Source organism: Micromonospora sp. MP36, assembly GCF_008119785.1.
Taxonomy (GTDB): domain Bacteria; phylum Actinomycetota; class Actinomycetes; order Mycobacteriales; family Micromonosporaceae; genus Micromonospora.
Window position 1 is genome coordinate 29,594 of the sequence record NZ_VSFA01000037.1, and the last position, 13,982, is coordinate 43,575.

A 13,982-nucleotide genomic window follows, 5' to 3' on the forward strand; every position below is an offset into this window, starting at 1 on the left:
GCTGCGGGCCGCATCAGCGGTCGCGGGAGTTGATGCCTCGACGCGCAGTTCGCCTCGCAGCCAGTCTTGGTGCGCGTCTCGGCCTCCAGCGCCTCCGCCGTCAGGTCTCGAGGTCTACGTACAGGGGCTGCAGCGAGCCGGTCAGGAAGTCCTCCCGCATGCGGCGGCGCTGGATCTTGCCGCTGCTGGTGCGCAGCACGTGACCCGGGCGGACGAAGACCACGTTCGGCACCCGCACCCCCAGCCGGACGCTGAGCACCGACTTCGCCGTGCGTGCGTACGCGCGCAGGTCGGTCTCGGAGAGCCCGCGCGAGCGAATCTCCTGGACCAGCACGATGGCCTCGCCCTGGCGGCCCGGCACCGAGAAGACGCAGGTGGGCAGCGCGGCGAAGATCGGGTCGACGTCACCGGCCTCGCGCTCGATGTCGTGCGGGTAGAGGTTGCGGCCGTTGATGATGAGCATCTCCTTGCGCCGCCCGGTGATGTAGAGCTCGCCGCCGTCGAAACAGCCCAGGTCGCCGGTGCGCAGGAACGGCCCGTCGCCGTCGGCCGTGTGCGCGCCGAATGTCTCCTTGGTCTCGGCCGGGCGGTTCCAGTAGCCGCGGGCCACGCTGCCGCCGCGGATCCACACCTCGCCGATCTGCCGATCGGGCAGCGGGTGGCGGGTCTGCGGGTGCACGATCCGCACGTCCAGGTCGCGGACCACGCCGCTGCTCACCAGCTTCACCGACGGCGCGTCGCCGCTCACCGGGGCGAGCCGGTCGCGGGCCAGTTCCTCCGGGTCGACGCCGAGCACGACGGGTGGGATCTGGTGCCGGGTGCCGGAGACGTAGAGCGTCGCCTCGGCCAGGCCGTACCCGGGCAGCAGCGCCTCCGGGCGGAGGCCGGCTGGGGCGAAACGCTCGGCGAAGCGGGCCAGCGTGTTGGCGTCGATTGGCTCGGCGCCGTTGCACGCGTAGCGCCACGCGGCCAGGTCGAGCCGGGCCAGCTGCTCGTCGGTGACGTGCCGGGTGGCCAGGTCGTACGCGAAGTTGGGCGCGCAGCTGACCGTCGCGCGGTGCCGGTCGAGCAACTCCAGCCACAGAAACGGCCGCTTCAGGAAGTCCATCGCCGGGAAGAGCACCGCTGTCGCGCCGAGGTAAATCGGTGTGAGCAGCATGGCGATGAGCCCCATGTCGTGGTACACGGGAAGCCAGCTGCAGAAGACATCCTCCGGGCCCCAGCCGTGGCTGCGGCGCATGAGCTCGATGTTGTCGGCGAGGTTGTCGTGTCCGACCATCACGCCCTTCGGCTCGCTGGTGGAGCCGGACGTGTACTGGAGGAACGCGATCTCGGCCGGCGGTGGCGGCACCCAGTCGGAGGCGGACGCGGCGAACTCCTCGGCCGTTCCGCAGACGATGTGGCCGAGGTCCGACTGTTTGAGCCACTCGGCGACTGCGTCCCGGCCCTCCGGGTCGGCGAGCGCCACCGCGGCGCCGCTGTCCCGGGCCACCCCAGCGCTGCGCTGTACCTGGTGGCGGTGGCCGGTCGGCGGTGGCACCGGCACCGGCACGAGCCCGGCGTAGAGGCAGCCGAGGAAGCTGGTGACGAACGACAGCCCGGGCGCGTGGGCGAGCAGGACCCGGGTGCCGCGCGGCCACCCGCGCAGCCCCACGGCCACCGCCCGGACCGTGCGGTCCAACTCGTCGTACGTAAGGGTGGAACCCTGTGGCTGGCCGCCGGAGACGGTGCTGTGGAAGCGGACCGCCGCGTAGTGCGGCCGACGCGCGGCGTGCTCACGGATGCGCGCGACGAGGGCGGGCACCTCGGACATCAGCGCCGGTCCTCCCCCGCTCATCCGCATCCGCCGGCGTGACCGCCGTCGGTGGCGACCAGCTCGGACTCAGGCACGGTGAGCGCCTCGACGAGCGGCGGCTCCTCGATCGGCTCGTCGGCGGCGCGCACCGCGTCCGCGAACGCGGGCAGCCGGTCGACGCCCCAGTACTTGTCGTAGCCGCGGACGAAGAACGGCACACCGAACACGCCGTCGCGGTAGATGGACAGCAGCGCCGCCACGCCCTCCGCCCGCACGCTCGGGTCGTCGACCGCGCCGCGGACGGCGGCCGGGTCCAGCCCGAGGGAGACCGCGATGTCGCTGATGGTCTCCTGGTCGCAGATGTCGCGGCCGTCCTGCCACCGGGCCCGCAGCGCGGCCGCGATGAACTCGGCGCCGCGGTCCTGCCGCCGGGCCACCAGGTATGCCAGGTGCGGCACCTCCCACCACGGCGACCGGTCCACCGGCCAGGTGAACAGCAGGCCCCGCTCTCGGGCCAGGCGCCGCGCGTCCTGCAGGACGTAGAGGTGCTTGGCGCGGGACATCGGGGTGTACACGAACTGGCCGCCGGCTTCGGCGAGAAGCCGGAGGCTCAGCTCGTCCGGCTCCCAGAACGGGATCCACTCCAGGCGATCACCCAACGCGCGGTACCGGGTCCGCAGGTCGTGGTAAGCCAGCCAGGAGTAGGGGCTGCGCAACGAGAAGTAGAATCGCAGCGCGGGTCGGGTCGCCATGTCCGGTCTCCGGTCTTGTCGGGACTGTACGCGGGCCGGCCGCCTCAGATGGCGAGGCCGCCGTCGATCTGGAACACCTGGCCGGTGATGAAGGCCGCCTCGTCGGACGCGAGGTACGCGACGAGGCCGGCTACCTCCTCCGCCGTGCCGAAGCGGCGCAACGAGGTCCGGGCCAGCATCTCGCCGACGAGCTTTTCCGGCAGGCCGGAGGTCATGTCGGTGCTGATGAAGCCGGGCGCCACCACGTTCGCACGTATCCCGTGGCGGCCGACCTCCTTCGCCAGCGCCTTGGTGAAGCCGATGATGCCGGCCTTCGACGCGGCGTAGTTGGTCTGCGCGGCGTTGCCGGCGGTCCCCGCCACCGACGACAGCGTGATCACCGAGCCACGGCGCCGCTTCATCATGTCGAACACCACCGCCCGGCATACCTGGAACGTGCCGTCCAGGTTGGTGCTCATGACGTCCGACCACTCGTCGTCGGTCATCAGCGCCAGCGGCCGGTCCCGGGTGATGCCGGCCGCCGTGACGGCGACCGTGACGGGGCCGACCGCTTCCTCGGCGGCCTCGACGAAGCCGCGCACGGCGTCGCGGTCGGCCACGTTCACCTTGCGGGCGAACACCTCGACGCCGTGCTCGCGGGCCTCCTTGGCGACCAGCTCCGCCGAGTCCGCGTCGGACCGGTAGCAGAACGCCACGCGGAAGCCGTCGCGAGCGAGGCGTAACACGATCGACCGGCCGATGCCGCGCGAGCCGCCGGTGACGAGCGCGACGGGTGTGTCAGACGCCGGCACGCTGGGCCTCCTCGGTGCGGCTCTCAGGCCCGGCCAGCAGGCTGATGTCGCGCAGCGCCAGCACGAAGTGGTTGACCTCGAGGATCGGCTCGCCGCCGCAGAGCGTACGGCCGGCGAGGATCGAGGTGTCGCCAATCGCCTTGACGATCTCGACCTGGTGCTCGACCATGCTGCCCGGAAACACCGGCGCGTGCACGCGGATGTCGTTGATCGCGCCGGCCAGCTCCACCTTGCCGGCAAGGACGTCGGGGTTGGGCGTCTCCCAGACGGCCAGCAGCACGGCTGCCTGCGCCCAGGACTCGATGAGCAACGGCACCGGGTACGCGTACGCCGACTCCGGCGCGTCCTGTGCGACGTCGGCGTACGCGGGCTCGGCGCCGGTCACGGCCTTGAGCGCGCGCAGCCGTTCCCCCGGTACCACCTCGACCACCCGGTCCACGAGCAGGATCGGGAACCGGTGTGGGATGGTCTGCTTGATGCGTCGCTGTCCGATGTTCACGTCCGCACCTCCGTGTCGTGGCGCAGGCGGATGTCCGCGACGGCCCCGTCGGCCGTACGCAGGCTGGCGCTGCTGCGCAGTGCTCTGTCCGCTCGGGACAGGTTGATTTCGATCTCGACGGTGTCGCCGCCATACACGGGGCGCAGGAAGCGGCACCGCTCGACTACCAGGAGCGTGGCCGGCGCGCCATCGAGCCAGAGCCGCATGGCCTGGTCGACGAATTCGACGAGGTAGACGCCGGGCAGCACCGGGAAGCCCGGGTAGTGCCCGGCGAACACCGGGTCGCCCGCGTCCACGGCCACCTCGGCGCGGACCGGCTCGACCCCGGCGGGCGAGGTGAGCCGGACCGCCATCCGGGTGGGCGTGGCGCGCTCGGTGGCGGCCGCCCCGGACGTCACGGCGAAACCCGGTCGGCCAGCTTCGCCGACAGCAGCTCGTACGCGTCGTCCAGCGACTTGAGCGCGACGGTCTCCTTCTCGCCGAGCTTGACCTGGTAGGTCTGCTCCAGCTGGACCGCGATCTCCAGCGCCATCAACGAGTCGACCTCGAGCTCGTCGACGAAGTGCGCGGTGTCGGTCACTTCGGCGACGTCCACGTCGAGGATCTGCGCGAGCAGCGCCCGCAGCTCCTCCTTGTCTAGCGGCCGGGTCGGGGTGGAAAGCTGTTCGGTCACGAGTTCATCCCTTCTTTGTCTGGTTGGCTCTGCTGTATGCGTTCGCTTCGCTCGCTGAGGGCTCCGGGCGGCCGACGCCGTCCGTCCTTGTCACATCGCTCCTCGGATCGGGCATTGCCAGTCCCGGGCCCAACCGCAGCAGCGCGCAGCCGGCGGTGCCTTCGGCGTCGACGGCGGTAACCAGCGCGTGGCGGCCGGCAAGCTCGGGCGGGCCCGCGCTGGCGAGGACGGCGGCGAGTTGGAACGCCGCTGAGGCCGAGGCTGTGTCGCCGATCTGTCGCCGGCTGTCGACCTGGCTCGGCCCGGAGCCGACCAGCTGGCGGACGGCGGCGCGCTCGGCGACGCCGAGCGGGCCGGGCGTGCCGGAGGTGGCGACGAGCGCGACGTCGCCGCCGTCGGTGCCGGTGTCGACCAGCAGCTGGGCGATGGCGGTGGCGAGCGCCTCACGCGCCTCACTCGGCCTGTCGAACGCCCGGAAGCGGGCGCCGCGCACCGCCGCGAGAGCGGGGCGGCCGTAGCGGGCCGCGCTCGCCGGGGACTCCAATAGCAGCAGCGCGCAGCCCTCGCCGAGCGGCCCGGACGCACCTTCGCGGCCGCCCGCGTGCCACTCCAGCCAGGCGCGCTGGACCGAGTACTCCTCGACCGCGCCGCACAGCATCACGTCGACGCGGCCGCGCCGGTGCAGCCGTGCCGCGTAGTTGAGCGCGAGCAGGCCGGTGAGCGCCCCGCCGGAGATGGTGGTGTTGGGGCCTTTCAAGCGGTACCGGATCGCGCTCTGCCCGGCGGCGCAGTTCATCACCGTGTTGGGGAACCGGGCCGGGTCGACGTCGAATGGCTTGGCGCCGACCAGCGAGTCCCGCGTGAAGTCCATGATGGACTGAACGCTGCCCGAGCCGGTGCCGAGTACCAGCCCGACGTCCTCAGGGCGCTCGGCCAGCTCCGGGCCGTGCTCCTCGAAGAGCTCGCGTACGGCGGTCACCGCGAGGCCGGTGATCCGGTCCATCGACCGGGTGCCCTTGGCGCCCAGCACCGTCGGGATGTCGAAGTCCGGCACGATGCCGGCCCGCTCGTACGGGCCGGGCCAGGTGCCGGCGTCGAGCTTGGTCACCGGCTCCTCGCCGGTTGCGAGGCCGTCGGCGAACGCGCGCGCGCCCAGGCCGTACGGCGAGACGGCCGACCAGCCGGAGACCACCAGGTCGTCGGTCACGGCATTCCTCCCTCGTGCCCGGCCGGGACCGGCCGGCTCCAAGCGCCGGCCGCGGCGTGCAGTTCGCCGCCGTCGACGCCGATCGTGTTGCCGGTGATCCAGGACGAGTCGGTACGCGACAGCAGCGTCACTGCCTCGGCTACGTCCTCGGGGACGGTCAGCCGGCCGTGTGGGTTGTTGGCCTCGCCGCGGGCGACGAAGTCGGCGGACTCGGGGATCCGCTGCAGCGCGGGGGTGACCGTCACGCCGGCCCGCAGCGCGTTGACGGCCACCCGGTACGGCGCCAGCTCGCAGGCCAGCTGCCGCACGTGCGCCTCCAGTGCGACCTTCGCGGCGGAGACCGCGCCATAGCTCGGCAACGCCTGCACGGTGCCGGCGCTGGTCAGCGCGTACACCTTGGCGCCGGGGCGGAGCAGCTCGGCCGCGTGCAGGTCCTGGACCCAGTAGACGAGGCTGTGCGCCATCACGTCGACGGTCATCTCCAGCTGCCGCTTGGTGATCGACGCCGGCCACGGCTCGCGCGGCAGGTAGGGCACCAGCGTGCCGAAGGCGAGCGAGTGCACGGTGATGTGCACGCCCTCGCCGCCGGTCAGCTCGAGCAGGCGCGGGATGAGCTTGGCCCGGGTGGCCGGGCTCGCCGCGTTCGCGTTCTCGAAGTGCGCCTCGACGCCGTACCCGCGCAGCTTGCCGGCGAGCTCGGCAACGCTCGCGGCGCGGTCACCGGTGTCGAAGTGCAGCCCGACGATGTTGGCGCCCTCTTGGGCGAGCGCTGTCGCGATCGCCCGGCCGATGCCGCTTGACGCCCCGAGTATGAGCGCCCACCGGCCCTCCAATGGAATGATCATCCGGCTCCCCTAGCGGTCGGTTCCGATATGGCCAGGCGCGCGACGCCGATGTGTCCTTCCCCGGCGACGGCGAGGACCAGGCGCTCTCGCGCGCTGCCGGCTTCGGTGAGCAGGCGGGCCAGGCGCTCGAGCGGGGCGAGGCAGCCCGGGCCGGCGGGCGCCCGCCGCACCGCGCCGACCGGCAGGTCGGTCAGCGCCGATACGACGGCCTCCTCGGTCGCCGAACCGTCGCCAAAGACGTCGACCTCCTGGTACGCCGCGTCGCCGAGCACGCTCCCCAGGACCTCGCCGAGCCGCCGGCGGCCGCCGGCCGTGGCGAGCGTGGAGGGCGGGGCGAGCAGGGCCGAGGCCGCGCAGGTGCCGTACACGTGGGCGTCCCGTGCGGCGGCGTCGGCTGGGCGTTCCAGGATCATGGCGACCGCGCCGCTGCCGGCCGGCCCGTCCAATGGGTGCTCCATGGCGGCGGCGATCCAGGCGTCGCAACGGCCGGCCGCCATCGCCCGGGCGCCCGCGCCCAGCGCCTCGATGCCGGCGACCCGCGGCGAGGTCACTGTCATGAACGGGCCCTTGACGGCGTGCTCGGAGACCAGCCGCGTGCCGAGCACGTTGACGGCGAAGAACGGGGCCAGCGCGGGGCTTAGCGCGTCCGCGGTGCCGCTGGTGACGGTCGCGTCCATGTCCGCGAAGAGGTGCGCGAGCCCGGTGTTGGTGCCGACGACGGCGGCGCGCCGCTCCTCCGGTACACCGTCCAGCCGGCCGCCGTCGGCGACCGCGCGGCGCCCTGCGGCGAGGAGGAACTGGCAGGCCGGCGGCAGGTACCTGTAGCCGCGCGGCCCGAGCGCGGTACGCGGGTCGAACCAGTCGCCGCCCGCGTCCGGCGGGGGCACGACGACGCCGATGCCGGTGATCACAGCCGTGGCGGTCACGACGCCGCCTCCAGGACCACCGATGCGTTCGCGCCGCCGAAGCCGTACGCGTTGACCAGCACCCGGCCGGCGGGCAGCGGCAGCGCGCGGTCGGGCAGCCAGACCTTGCACTCTGGGTCCTGCTCGCCGGTCGGCACGTTCGGCGGAACTACGCGCTCGCCAAGAATCGTCGTGGCGGCGCAGGCGGCCAGCGCGGCCGCAGCCCCGCCGGTGTGGCCGAGCAGCGCTTTGAGGCTGTAGAGCGGCACGTCGGCGGCGCCGCCGAGGGCCCGGCGCAGGGCCGTGCTCTCCACCACGTCGTTGAGCTGGGTGCCGGTGCCGTGCGGGACCACCGCGCCGACCTGGCCGCCACCGGCCTCGGTCAGCGCCTCGCCCATCGTCCGTCCGATTTGGGCTCCGTCCGGGTCAGGCGCGGTCGGGTGGTGCGCGTCGCAGCTCACCGCCGCGCCGGCGACCCGGGCCCGGGCCCGCGCGCCGCGGGCGGCGGCGTGCTGTTCGGACTCCAGGACGAGTACGCCCGCCCCCTCGCCGAAGACGGTGCCGGCGCGGTCGCGGTCAAACGGGCGGCAGCGCACCGGGTCGACCGCGCCGAGCCGGTTGAAGCAGGCGAGCGCGGTGCGGGAGTAGGCGTCCGCGCCGCCGGCAAGCACGACATCGGCCTCGCCGGCCCGGATCATGTCCACCGCGACCGCAATCGAGAAGAGACCGGCCGCGCAGGCGTTGGCCACGTCGCCGGCCGGGCCGAGCACGCCGAGCCGCTCGCCGACGTGCGCGGACAGCCGGAAGACGGGGTTCCAGCCCGGGGCGGCCGACCCGGGGTAGCGCTCGCGCTCCCACAGGCCGGCCTCACCCATGCAGCTGCCGAGCACGACGCCGAGCCGGCCCGGTGGCAGCCCGGCGGCAGCCGACGCCGGAAGGCCGGCGTCGGCCAGTGCCTCCAGGGCTGCGGTGACCGCGAACTGCGCGGCCCGCCCCGGGTGCTCGACGGAGAGGTCCTCGGGTACCAGGTAGATCAGTGGCAGTGACATGTGCGCGAGCGGGTCGGCCGGCCGGTCGGGCAGCCGTACCCGCGCCGCGGACATGGCCTGCCACAGCGCGGCGGCGCCGCGGCCGTGGCAGCTGACCGCGCCGATCCCGGTGACGAGGACGCCGGACATCAGCCCTGGACACCCCGTCCGGTGCCGGAGCCGGCCGGCGCGCCCTCGAGCGCCGTGGTCAGGCGGTCGTCGAACGAAACCAGGTGCCAGTCCCGGCGGTTGTCGATGACCGCGTACCCGTGGGTGATGCGGCCGGTCGAGGTGGGCACGAGCACGCCGTCGCGGAGCACGTAGGTGTCCATGCGCGCGGTGTAGGTGAAGCGCTTGAAGACGTCCTCGACGGTGAAGACCGTGTAGAGGTCCTCCTCCATCGCCACCTCGTCTAGCACAGTGATCCGGGAGTGCGGGACGACCGGGATCCAGTCCTGCTCCTTCAGCAGCGTCCAGATCGACACTCCGCGGTCGGCCAGGAACAGGTCCACGACCTCCTCCATCAGCCGCAGGTAGCCGGACATCTGCAGGCGGCGAGTGAAGTGGCAGTAGGGGTACGGGATTCGCCACTTCCAGGCGAAGGCGTTGCGGCCGGCGGTGAGCGCGTGGAACGGGTCCCGGCCGTCGAGCGTGACCGGCTCCGGCGCCTTAGGCACCGCAAGGCCGAGCCGGTCGACCGTGTACGGCTCCAGGTGCGCCGGCACGTCCTCGGCCGGGCCGGTGCTCAGGTCGCGGCGCAGCGCCACCTTGACCCGCGCGCTGCCGGCGCGCGCGCCGGAGTCGGCGACCGAGAGGTCGACCAGGAACGCGAGCTCGTCCGGGAGCTTCGGGTCGCGGCGCACGTCGAGCTCGGCCACGTCGTCGATGTGGTAGGCGGTCAGGATGCGGGTGTCGAGGTCCACGATGTCGACGCCGATGCCGTACCGCTCGAACAGCTCGCCCGCGGGCAGCCCGTTGCTGCGCAGGTGGTCGAGGATCGCCTCCTCGACGAGGTAGTTAACGTGCTTGAAGCCGATCCACGTGCAGATGTTCGAACCCTCGTACCGGGGCCGGATCGAGAGTCGGGTCGGCGTGGTCAGCTCGCCACGGACGGCGGTCATCGTGTTCACGTCAGCTCCTGGGTTCGGTGATCGGGTCGTCTGGCAGGCCGGTGACGAAGTCGGCCAGCAGGTCGGCGAAGCGGGCCGGCTCTTCGGCCATCGCGAAGTGGCCGCACTCCTCGAACGGCTCGTACCGGGCCCGGGGCAGGGCGGTGGCGAGCGTTTTGGCGTCCTCCGGGCGGGCGGCGATGTCCCGCTCGCCGGTCACCACGAGCACCGGCAGGTCGAGGCCGCTGGCGTCCAGGTACGGCGAGGCGAGGTAGAGGTCGAAGAAGCGCATCCACCCGTACGGGCCGACGCGGTCGCGGACCTGGCGGGCCATCGCGGCGCGGGTCGCGGGTGCGATCCGTGCGCCGGCGCCCACTGTCAGCCCTTCCTCGAGGATGAGGTGGAAGCCGGTGAGGTAGTACTCGATCGTCTCCCAGTCGAACTCCTCGGCGGAGGCGCGGTAGAAGGGCGAGACGAGCACGACGCCCGCCGGGCGGTACGTGTCCAGCCCGCTCCGACACAGCACGTCGAGGAGCACGTTGGCGGCGAAGGAGTGCGCGACCAGCAGCCGCGGCGGCCCGCCGGCGCGGGCGGTCGCCGAGTGGATCGCCGCGTCGAGCCACGCGCCGAGGTCCCGGTAGCGGGTCCAGCCGGGCTGCGGCGCGGCCGCCCAGGGCAGGTGCGCGTCCCAGATCTCCAACGCGGCGGGCGCGTGGTCGACGAACGGCGCCCACGCCACGGGGGTGCCGGCGAGGCCGGGCAGCAGCATCGTGCGTAGCGGCTCGCCCGGTCCGGTCGCCGCCCGGCGCAGCGTGGCGGTACCGGTGCGCGGCGGCCACCGGGACGCGTCCGCGTGCTGGCTTTCTGCGACGGCGGTCGTCATGCTGGCGCCTCCGCGCCTGCCGGGTGAACCAGCATCATGCCCGCGGCCGCGTCGTCGCCCGTCGTGTCGGCGAACGAGCCGGAGCCGGAGACCGCGAGCACGGCGCGGCCGGTGGACTCCGGAGTGGACAGCCACGCGGTGCCAGCGACGCACTGCAGCACGCCGAGCGCGCCGGAGCAGTCGCCGAGCAGCGCGGTGAGGTCGGTGACGGCCGGGTATTCGTCGCGGGTCCGGTCCACCCGCACCGGCGTGCCCTGTGCCGGGTCGCGGTCGTGCGCGGTGCCCGGCGTGGGACCGCCGTCGGCGGGTGGGCACCACAGTCCGACCGGAGCGGGCTCGGCGCGCCGCACCGCGGCGACGGCGAGCGCGGAGTCGGCCCGCCGCGCGTACGGTCCCAGGGCGGCCAGCGGGGTGCGGCCCCGCTCCCTCGCGCTCCGCGCGTCTTCGACCACCATCGCGACGGCGCCGTCGAAGAGGTGGGGCGCCTGGTCGGGGTCGCCGCCGCCAGCGACGTGCCGGACCTGTTCGTTGGCTGGCTCGACGCCGATTACGAGGGCGGAGCGGATCCGGCCGGAGCGGATCAGGAGCCCGGCCCAGTACACGGCGTCCAGCCCGGAGGTCGGCCCGTTGCACAGCGTCAGGTTGGCGCCGCGCAGGCCGTGGGTGATCGCGATCCAGGACGCGATGACGTTGCTGGAGGTGGCCGGCAGCGCCATCGGGCTCGTACCCAGATAGGTGTGCTCGGCGATGGTGGCCACCGCGTCGCAGATGGTGTCGACGTTGCCGTAGTTGGAGCTGACCAGCACGCCGACGGTTTCGCCGGGCACGGTCAGCACCGGTTCCGGCCCGTCGGTCACCAGCCCGCTGTCGACCAGCGCGTCCCGGCCGGCGCACATCGCGAGCTTGGTGGCCCGGTCCTTGTACCGCAGCCCGCGCCGGTCGAGCCGGCGCACCGGGTCGTCGCCGCCGGAGCGCGGGATGTCCCCGGGCGCGGCGAGCAGGCCGGCCGGGTCGTCCAGGCCCGCGACGGCGACGCCGAGCCCGGTGACCACGACTTCCTTCACGGTGTCCACTCAGCCCACCTTCTCCACGACCGCGACGGCGTTGAGGCCGCCGAACCCGAAGGAGTCCACCTGGGCGATCGACATCGACGCCTCCTGCGCCGCCCCGCGAACCAGCCGCAGGTCGGCCACCTCGTCGATCGGGTCATCGAGGTAGCGGGTCGGTGGCACCCGGCCGGCGTCCATCGCCGCGACGGCGGTGAGGAGGCTGTGCAGGCCGGAGGCACCGGCGGTGTGGCCGAGCATCGACTTGATCGCGGTCATCCAGGGCGCGGTGGCCGCGATGCCGAACACGTCGCGGATCGCTTCGGCCTCCGCCTCGTCGTTCAGCGGTGTACCGGTGCCGTGCAGCATCACCAGATCGATGTCGGTCGGCTCGACGCCCGCGCGGGCGTGCGCCTCCCGGATCGACTGCGCGATGCTCTTGGCGTCCGGCGCGGACGGGTGGTGCGCGTCGCAGTTGACCGCGATACCGCGTACGACCGCCCGGACCCGGCCGTGGCCGGGGTCGGCGCAGCGCCGCAGCACGACCGCCGACGCACCCTCGCCCTGCAGCATGCCCCGCCGCTCCCGGTCGAACGGGCGGACCCGATCGGGTGCCTCGGGGTAGCAGCGGTCGAGCATCCCGTAGGTGCTCTCGGTGATCGTGTCCGTGCCCGCAACGACGACCGTGTCGGCTGCGCCGCAATCGAGCAGGTCGGCGCCGAGCGCGAGGCCGTAGAGCGAGGCCGCGCAGGCGTTCGCCACCGTGTACGTCTGCACCCCGCCGAACCGCCAGCGCAGCGCGGTGCCGAAGTGCAGCTCGGCCGGGTCGAAGGCGATCTTGTCGCGCCAGCTCAGCTCGACCGAGCGCAGCTCGCGCAGCGTGGTGCCGACGACGACCGGGATGTCGTCCAGACGCGGCGGAAGGCCCGCGTCGTCTAGCGCGGCGCCCACCGCGTCGAGCAGCCACTTGGTGGCTCTGCCGGGCACGTCCTGGCCGGGCCCGGGCCGGTCGTCGATCTCATACGCGTTGACGGCGCGGAAGCGGGTCGGGTCGAAGCCCTGGATCGGACCGAGACCGCTGCGCCCCGCGCAGAGCGAGGCGAAGATCTCCGTAGCGGTGCCGCCGGTGCTGGCGACCGCGCCGACCCCTTTGATTACCCAGCTCATCGTCGCCCACCGCCCGCGCCGACCGGCTGCCGGTCCGCCTCGTTACGGCCGTAGCGGCCGAGGATGACCACGGCGTTGTTGCCGCCGAAGGCCAGCGCGTTGTTCTGCACCACGTCCAGCTGGGCCGGGCGGGCCTCGTTCGGCACGCAGTCCAGCCCGCAGGCCGGGTCGGTCTCGACGTGGTTGATGGTCGGCGGGATGAACCCCTCGGCCAGCGCCACCGCGCACGCGGCCGTCGCCAGCGCGCTGGCCGCGCCCATCGTGTGGCCGATCATCGCCTTGATGGAGATGGTGGCCGGCGCGTCCGCCCCGAAAACCTGGTGGATCGCGCCCGCCTCGGTCACGTCGTTCGCCTTGGTGCCGGTGCCGTGCGCGGAGATGAAGTCGATGTCCTCGGGCGTCACCCCCGCGTCGGCGTGCGCCATCTGGATGCACCGGGCGATGCTGTCCCGGTCCGGCGCCACCGGGTGGTGCGCGTCGCAGGTGAGGCCGTAGCCCAGTACCTCGGCGTAGATCCGCGCGTCGCGGGCCAGGGCCGACTCCAGGCTTTCCATCACCAGCAGCCCGGCGCCCTCGCCGGTGAGGATGCCCTTGCGGTCCTTGTCGAACGGCTGGCACGCCTCTGGGGCGATCGTGCCGAGCCGGTAGAAACCGGTGAACGTCTTGCGGCAGAGCGCGTCGGCGCCGCCGCACAGGGCGATGTCGACGTCACCGCACTGGATCGCGTCGAAGCCGTTGCCGACTGCGTAGTTGCCGGCGGCGCAGGCGGTCGGGATCGTGACCGCCTCGACGTCGCGCAGGTTCAGCTCGCGGATGATGGACGAGGAGAGGCGGCCGGCGGCCGCCCGGCGGGCGACGACCGGGTCGAGCGCGTCCGGCCCCTCCGTCAACTGCTGCGCGGACAGCTGGTCCAGGTCGAAGGACTCGCCGTCGGTGGTGCCGACGGAGATGAGGGCCCGCCGTTGGCGGAGCTCCGGAAGGGAGAGCCCGGCGTCGGCCACGGCCATCCGCGCCGCAGCCACCGAGAACTGCGTGGCCCGGCCCAGCTCCTCGACCTTGTGCCGCTCGATCCACCGCTCCGGTTCGAAGCCGGTGACCTCGCAGCCGTTGGCGTGCGCGTACCCCTCGGTACCGAAGGCGGTGATCGGCCGGACGCCCGACCGGCCGCCACGTAGGCCGGCGGTGAACTCGGACACGCCGGTGCCGATGCTGGTCACCGCGCCCATGCCGGTGATGACCACCCGGTGGCGCCGTGCGTCGGCGGACGACTGCTGGTTCATCG

15 protein-coding genes are annotated in these 13,982 nt (G+C 73.3%); all 15 read right to left on the reverse strand.

Features of this window, described 5'->3' with window-relative positions; translation table 11 throughout:
* Positions 1 to 100: 100 nt before the first annotated feature.
* From FXF52_RS22720 to FXF52_RS22790, 15 genes are read right to left on the reverse strand one after another with little or no spacing between them, the layout of a single operon-like run.
* The gene (locus FXF52_RS22720; protein ID WP_187413640.1) at positions 101 to 1,813 is read right to left on the reverse strand and encodes a fatty acyl-AMP ligase; all 1,713 of its coding nucleotides are present in this window, start codon (positions 1,811 to 1,813) and stop codon (positions 101 to 103) included.
* 20 nt (positions 1,814 to 1,833) lie between these two features.
* Complete coding sequence (locus tag FXF52_RS22725; RefSeq protein ID WP_148799792.1) at positions 1,834 to 2,547, reverse strand: 2-hydroxychromene-2-carboxylate isomerase; 714 nt, start codon at positions 2,545 to 2,547, stop codon at positions 1,834 to 1,836.
* A gap of 44 nt (positions 2,548 to 2,591) precedes the next feature.
* Complete coding sequence (fabG, locus tag FXF52_RS22730) at positions 2,592 to 3,338, reverse strand: 3-oxoacyl-[acyl-carrier-protein] reductase (RefSeq protein WP_148799794.1); 747 nt, start codon at positions 3,336 to 3,338, stop codon at positions 2,592 to 2,594.
* Positions 3,325 to 3,837, reverse strand: a complete 513-nt coding sequence (locus FXF52_RS22735; protein WP_222870610.1) for a 3-hydroxyacyl-ACP dehydratase FabZ family protein — start codon at positions 3,835 to 3,837, stop codon at positions 3,325 to 3,327. Before FXF52_RS22735 ends, fabG begins: the two co-directional genes overlap by 14 nt.
* Positions 3,834 to 4,235, reverse strand: a complete 402-nt coding sequence (locus tag FXF52_RS22740; protein ID WP_148799797.1) for a 3-hydroxyacyl-ACP dehydratase FabZ family protein — start codon at positions 4,233 to 4,235, stop codon at positions 3,834 to 3,836. The genes FXF52_RS22735 and FXF52_RS22740 overlap by 4 nt, the downstream gene beginning before the upstream one ends.
* Entirely contained in the window at positions 4,232 to 4,510 is a 279-nt protein-coding gene (locus FXF52_RS22745; RefSeq protein WP_148799799.1) for an acyl carrier protein, read from the reverse strand. Before FXF52_RS22745 ends, FXF52_RS22740 begins: the two co-directional genes overlap by 4 nt.
* 4 nt (positions 4,511 to 4,514) lie before the next feature.
* Positions 4,515 to 5,717, reverse strand: coding sequence for a beta-ketoacyl synthase N-terminal-like domain-containing protein (locus FXF52_RS22750; RefSeq protein WP_222870611.1), 1,203 nt, complete (start codon positions 5,715 to 5,717; stop codon positions 4,515 to 4,517).
* A complete protein-coding gene (locus FXF52_RS22755) occupies positions 5,714 to 6,562 on the reverse strand; it encodes an SDR family oxidoreductase (RefSeq protein WP_148799801.1) in 849 nt (282 codons plus the stop codon). Before FXF52_RS22755 ends, FXF52_RS22750 begins: the two co-directional genes overlap by 4 nt.
* Positions 6,559 to 7,488, reverse strand: a complete 930-nt coding sequence (locus FXF52_RS22760) for a beta-ketoacyl synthase N-terminal-like domain-containing protein (protein ID WP_187413641.1) — start codon at positions 7,486 to 7,488, stop codon at positions 6,559 to 6,561. Before FXF52_RS22760 ends, FXF52_RS22755 begins: the two co-directional genes overlap by 4 nt.
* Positions 7,485 to 8,645 (reverse strand): beta-ketoacyl synthase, encoded by a 1,161-nt coding sequence (locus FXF52_RS22765; RefSeq protein ID WP_148799805.1) that lies wholly within the window; start codon positions 8,643 to 8,645, stop codon positions 7,485 to 7,487. The genes FXF52_RS22760 and FXF52_RS22765 overlap by 4 nt, the downstream gene beginning before the upstream one ends.
* Positions 8,645 to 9,625: a thioesterase family protein gene (locus tag FXF52_RS22770; protein ID WP_222870612.1), complete on the reverse strand. Its 981-nt coding sequence runs from the start codon at positions 9,623 to 9,625 to the stop codon at positions 8,645 to 8,647. The genes FXF52_RS22765 and FXF52_RS22770 overlap by 1 nt, the downstream gene beginning before the upstream one ends.
* 1 nt (position 9,626) lies before the next feature.
* Positions 9,627 to 10,487 carry an alpha/beta fold hydrolase gene (locus FXF52_RS22775; protein WP_148799807.1) on the reverse strand — a complete coding sequence of 287 codons (861 nt, stop codon included), beginning with the start codon at positions 10,485 to 10,487 and terminating at the stop codon, positions 9,627 to 9,629.
* Positions 10,484 to 11,560 carry a beta-ketoacyl synthase N-terminal-like domain-containing protein gene (locus tag FXF52_RS22780; protein WP_222870613.1) on the reverse strand — a complete coding sequence of 359 codons (1,077 nt, stop codon included), beginning with the start codon at positions 11,558 to 11,560 and terminating at the stop codon, positions 10,484 to 10,486. Before FXF52_RS22780 ends, FXF52_RS22775 begins: the two co-directional genes overlap by 4 nt.
* Entirely contained in the window at positions 11,561 to 12,700 is a 1,140-nt protein-coding gene (locus FXF52_RS22785) for a beta-ketoacyl synthase (protein WP_148799809.1), read from the reverse strand. It abuts the gene before it with no gap.
* Positions 12,697 to 13,980: a beta-ketoacyl synthase gene (locus FXF52_RS22790; RefSeq protein ID WP_148799811.1), complete on the reverse strand. Its 1,284-nt coding sequence runs from the start codon at positions 13,978 to 13,980 to the stop codon at positions 12,697 to 12,699. Before FXF52_RS22790 ends, FXF52_RS22785 begins: the two co-directional genes overlap by 4 nt.
* Between the last annotated feature and the right edge of the window lie 2 nt (positions 13,981 to 13,982).

Excerpts from the sequence above, each read along its gene's own strand:
- FXF52_RS22725 (WP_148799792.1), bottom strand. The coding sequence starts at position 2,547 with ATGGCGACCCGACCCGCGCTGCGATTCTACTTCTCGTTGCGCAGCCCC.
- FXF52_RS22775 (WP_148799807.1), bottom strand. The coding sequence starts at position 10,487 with ATGACGACCGCCGTCGCAGAAAGCCAGCACGCGGACGCGTCCCGGTGG.
- FXF52_RS22765 (WP_148799805.1), bottom strand. The coding sequence starts at position 8,645 with ATGTCCGGCGTCCTCGTCACCGGGATCGGCGCGGTCAGCTGCCACGGC.
- FXF52_RS22785 (WP_148799809.1), bottom strand. The coding sequence starts at position 12,700 with ATGAGCTGGGTAATCAAAGGGGTCGGCGCGGTCGCCAGCACCGGCGGC.
- FXF52_RS22790 (WP_148799811.1), bottom strand. The coding sequence starts at position 13,980 with ATGAACCAGCAGTCGTCCGCCGACGCACGGCGCCACCGGGTGGTCATC.
- FXF52_RS22720 (WP_187413640.1), bottom strand. The coding sequence starts at position 1,813 with ATGTCCGAGGTGCCCGCCCTCGTCGCGCGCATCCGTGAGCACGCCGCG.
- FXF52_RS22755 (WP_148799801.1), bottom strand. The coding sequence starts at position 6,562 with ATGATCATTCCATTGGAGGGCCGGTGGGCGCTCATACTCGGGGCGTCA.